Annotated in this window: 5 protein-coding genes; all 5 read left to right on the forward strand. The window is 74.6% G+C overall.

Going from position 1 to position 3,649, the window contains the following annotated elements; all coding sequences use genetic code 11:
* A partial coding sequence (gene lpxD, locus VI078_14055) for a UDP-3-O-(3-hydroxymyristoyl)glucosamine N-acyltransferase (protein HEY6000407.1) occupies positions 1-982 on the forward strand: 982 nt, incomplete at its 5' end.
* Between the two features lie 7 nt (positions 983-989).
* The gene (fabZ, locus tag VI078_14060; GenBank protein HEY6000408.1) at positions 990-1,436 is read left to right on the forward strand and encodes a 3-hydroxyacyl-ACP dehydratase FabZ; all 447 of its coding nucleotides are present in this window, start codon (positions 990-992) and stop codon (positions 1,434-1,436) included.
* Entirely contained in the window at positions 1,433-2,212 is a 780-nt protein-coding gene (gene lpxA / locus VI078_14065) for an acyl-ACP--UDP-N-acetylglucosamine O-acyltransferase (GenBank protein ID HEY6000409.1), read from the forward strand. Before fabZ ends, lpxA begins: the two co-directional genes overlap by 4 nt.
* Positions 2,213-3,055, forward strand: coding sequence for a UDP-2,3-diacylglucosamine diphosphatase LpxI (lpxI, locus tag VI078_14070; protein HEY6000410.1), 843 nt, complete (start codon positions 2,213-2,215; stop codon positions 3,053-3,055). It abuts the gene before it with no gap.
* On the forward strand, positions 3,042-3,649 hold a 608-nt coding region (locus VI078_14075; GenBank protein HEY6000411.1), incomplete at its 3' end, for a lipid-A-disaccharide synthase. The genes lpxI and VI078_14075, both read left to right, overlap by 14 nt.

A 3,649-nucleotide genomic window follows, 5' to 3' on the forward strand; every position in this document is an offset into this window, starting at 1 on the left:
GCTCACGGGCGCCGCCGGGCTGGCGGAGGCGGGCCCCGGCGATCTGACCTTCGTCGAGGACGCGCGCCACCTGCAGACGGCGGCGGCCGGGCGGGCGGAGGCCGTGCTCCTGCCCCCGGGGCTCGAGCTGCCGGGGCGCAACGTCATCCGGCTGTCCAACCCGCGCCTGGCCTTCGCCGCCGCGCTCGAGCTCTTCCACCCGCGCCGGCACGCCGTCCCCGGCGTCCACCCGACGGCGGTCGTCGAGCCCGGCGCCGTTGTCGACCCCACGGCGTCCGTCGGCGCGCTGTGCTACGTGGGCGCCGGCGCGCGCATCGGGGCCCGCGCGGAGCTGCGCGCGCAGAGCCACGTCGGCGCGGGCGCCGCGATCGGCGAGGACGCGTTGCTGCACCCGGGGGCGATCGTGCTCGAGCGGGTGAGCGTCGGCGCCCGCGCGATCCTGCACGCGGGGTCGGTCGTCGGCGCCGACGGCTTCGGCTACGTCTTCGACGGCGCCGCCCACCGCAAGATCCCGCAGATCGGCACCGTCGAGATCGGCGAGGACGTGGAGGTCGGCGCGGGGGCGACCATCGACCGCGCCACCGTCGGGATCACGCGGATCGGCCGCGGGACGAAGATCGACAACCTCGTGCAGGTCGGCCACAACGTCCAGATCGGCGAGCACGCGATCCTCGTCGCGCAGGTCGGCATCGGCGGCAGCGCCAGCATCGGCGCGGGGGCGGTGCTCGCGGGCCAGGCCGGCGTCGGCGACCACGCCGTGGTCGGCCCCGGGGCGCGCGTCGGGGGCCAGGCCGCCGTGCTCAGGCACGTCGCGCCCGGAGCGACGGTGGCCGGCTTCGGGCCGCAGCCGCACGGGGAGTTCCTCAGGAGCCAGGCCGTATTCGAACAACTCCCGCAGCTGCGGCGGCGGGTCGCCGAGCTGGAGAAGCGCCTCGCGGCCGCCGAGGCCGCGGCGGCGCGCGCAACCGAACCAGGGAGGTAGCAGCCACATGCAGTACGACATCCGCCAGATCATGGACAAGCTCCCCCACCGCTATCCCTTCCTCCTCGTCGACCGGGTGCTCTCGATCGACGGGCTGAAGATGGTCGCCATCAAGAACGTGACCTTCAACGAGCCCTTCTTCAACGGGCACTTCCCGGGCTTCCCGATCATGCCGGGCGTGCTCATCGTCGAGGCCATGGCGCAGGCCGGCGGCTTCCTCGCGCTGCAGAGCCAGGGCGCTGACCTCGGCGACCGCAAGGTCTTCTTCATGACGATCGACAGCGCGCGCTTTCGCAAGCCGGTGGTCCCCGGCGACCAGCTGCGCTTCGAGGTGGAGATCGAGAAGCGGCGCGAGACGATCTGGCGCGTGATGGGCAAGGCCTTCGTCGGCGACACGCTCGTCTGCGACGCGACGTTGCAGGCGATGATCACGCGCGACCGGGAGGGCGCGTGAGCGCGGGCGTCCACCCGGCGGCGCTGGTCGAGCCGGGGGCGGAGCTGGGCGCGGGCGTCGAGGTCGGCCCGTTCGCGGTGATCGGCGACGGGGTGCGCCTCGGCGACGGCGTCAAGGTCGGCCACCACGCCTCGGTGCTCGGCCCGTGCGCGATCGGCGCGGGCACGCAGATCTTCCCCTTCGCCTCGATCGGCTCGGCGCCGCAGGACCTGACCTACAAGGGCGAGCCGACGCGGCTGGACGTCGGCGAGCGCAACGTCTTCCGCGAGTTCGTGACGATCAACCGCGGCACGATGAAGGGCGGCGGCGTCACGCGCATCGGCTCGGACTGCTTCTTCATGGCCTACGCGCACGTCGCCCACGACAGCACCATCGGCAGCCACGTCATCATGGCCAACTGCGCGGCGCTCGCCGGCCACATCCGCATCGACGACCACGCGATCCTCGGCGGTCTCGTGGCCGTGCACCAGTGGGCGCGGGTCGGCCGGATGGCGATGATCGGCGGGGTCAGCGGCGTCGCGCTGGACGTGCCGCCCTTCTGCATCGCCTCGGGCGAGCGCGCCAAGCTCTACGGGCTCAACCTCGTCGGCCTCAAGCGCCACGGGTACTCCGAGGAGTGCATCGCGGATCTCAAGAAGGCCTACCGGCTGCTCTTCCGCTCGGGGCTGACGCTCAAGGCGGCGACCGAGGCGGTTGCCCGCGAGCTCCCCGACTGCGCCGAGGCCGCGGAACTGCTGGAGTTCATCCGCACCACCAAGCGGGGCCTGACGCGCTAGGTGGGAACCGCACCGGACGCGGGCGCCCCCGTCGGCCTCATCGCCGGCTGCGGCGAGCTGCCGGCCATCGCGGCGCGCACGCTGCGCGCGGCCGGGCACCGCGTCGTCGCCGTCGGCTTCGATGACGAGACGCGCGACGCCCTGGCCGGGCTGGTCGACGAGTACCACGCGCTGCACCTCGGGCAGGTCGAGCGGCTGATCCGCGCCTTCCGCGACGCGGGCGTGGCCTCCGCGCTGCTGCTGGGCAAGGTGCACAAGGCGCGCGCCTTCTCGGACTTCCGCCCCGACCTGCGCGCGGTGCGCATCTGGATGTCGCTGGCCGACCGGCGCGACGACACCATCCTGCGCGCCGTGGTGGAGGAACTGGCGCGCGAGGGGGTCGCCGTCGCGGAGGCCGGCCGCTGGCTCGCGCCGCTGTTCGCGCCGGCAGGAAGGCTCTCGCGCCGCGCGCCGACCCGCGAGGAGCTGGCGGACGTCGCCTTCGGCCTGCGGCTGGCGCGCGAGATCGGGCGCCTCGACATCGGCCAGACGGTCGTCGTCCGGCACCTGGCGCCGGTGGCGGTCGAGGCGCTCGAGGGAACCGACCTGACGATCCGCCGCGCAGGCGAGGTCGCGGGCCCCGGGACGGTCGTCGTCAAGACCGCGAAGCCCGCGCAGGACATGCGCTTCGACGTCCCCACCGTCGGCGTCGAGACGGCCCGCTCGGTTGTCGCCGCCCGCGCCGCCGTCCTCGCGATCGAGGCCGGGCGCACGCTCTTTCTCCAGCGCGAGGAGACGCTCGCGCTCCTCGATGCGCACGGCGTCGCGCTCTGGGGGTGCGGCGACGCTGATGCCGGCGCCTGAGATCTTCATCTCGGCCTGCGAGGTCTCCGGGGACCTCCACGCCGCCGCCCTGCTGACCGCGCTGCGCCGGACCCGCCCGGACCTGGCGGCCTGGGGCGTCGGCGGGCCCCGGCTCGCGGCAGCCGGGCAGCGCCAGTCCGCCGGCATCGGCGAGCTGTCGATCGTCGGCGTGACGGAGGCCGTGCCCCGGCTCGCGTCCATAGTCAGGCTGCTGGGGCGCCTCAAGGCGGAGCTGGCGCGGCGGCGCCCCGCCGTGGTGCTGCTGGTGGACTCGCCGGACTTCAACCTGCGCCTGGCGTCGGTCGCGCGCGCGCTGGGCCTGCGTGTCGTCTACTTCATCACGCCGCAGGTCTGGGCGTGGCGGCGCGGCCGGCTGCGCGAGATCCGCCGCACCGTCGACCTCGCCCTGTGCATCCTGCCCTTCGAGGAGGCCTTCTTCCGCGAGGCCGGCGTGCGCGCAGAGTACGTCGGACACCCCCTCGTCGACCTCGTGCGCCCCTCGGCGCCGCGCGAGGCGCTGCGCGCCGGCTTCGGTCTCGACCCGGCGCGCCCGGTCATCGCGATGCTGCCCGGCAGCCGCCGCACGGAGGTCGC

It is taken from the genome of bacterium (assembly GCA_036524115.1).
Lineage (GTDB): Bacteria > JAUVQV01 > JAUVQV01 > JAUVQV01 > DATDCY01 > DATDCY01.